Genomic DNA, 332 nt, shown 5'->3' with positions numbered 1-332 from the left:
CGCGAACGCCGCGTGGTTTACGAGTCGGCGATACGGCTCAGCACCGGCAGCGTCTGCGACAGCGGCTGGACCACAGCCGCTGTCGACGCCGACGGGCGCCTGATCGTGTTGCGCGGGCGCGATGGACGGCCCACGATCTACGCCGGGGGGAACGGCGATGACTGAGGCGTTGGGCGCGCAAGTGCGCTATCCGGTGTGGCGCGGCGTGCAGGCCGTCGCCGGCCTGTGGCTGCCGGCCGAGACCTTGAGCGCGCAGCAGCGCAGCGAACGCCTGCTGCGCTGGTGGGCGCCGGGCTGCCGCGCCTGGCGCTTCGAGCGCGGCGCGGCGCGCG

2 protein-coding genes are annotated in these 332 nt (G+C 74.7%); both read left to right on the top strand.

The genetic code is table 11. The annotated features are described in order from the left end of the window. Positions 1-12: 12 nt before the first annotated feature. The gene (locus HKX41_10815) at positions 13-165 is read left to right on the top strand and encodes a hypothetical protein (protein ID NNC24621.1); all 153 of its coding nucleotides are present in this window, start codon (positions 13-15) and stop codon (positions 163-165) included. Beyond that, positions 158-332, top strand: a 175-nt coding sequence (locus HKX41_10810) for a hypothetical protein (GenBank protein ID NNC24620.1), incomplete at its 3' end; no start/stop codon positions are given. The genes HKX41_10815 and HKX41_10810, both read left to right, overlap by 8 nt.

The sequence above is a fragment of the Salifodinibacter halophilus genome, from assembly GCA_012999515.1.
In the GTDB taxonomy this organism is placed as follows: Bacteria; Pseudomonadota; Gammaproteobacteria; order Nevskiales; family Salinisphaeraceae; genus Salifodinibacter; species Salifodinibacter halophilus.
This window is presented reverse-complemented; position numbering and strand designations above follow the sequence as displayed.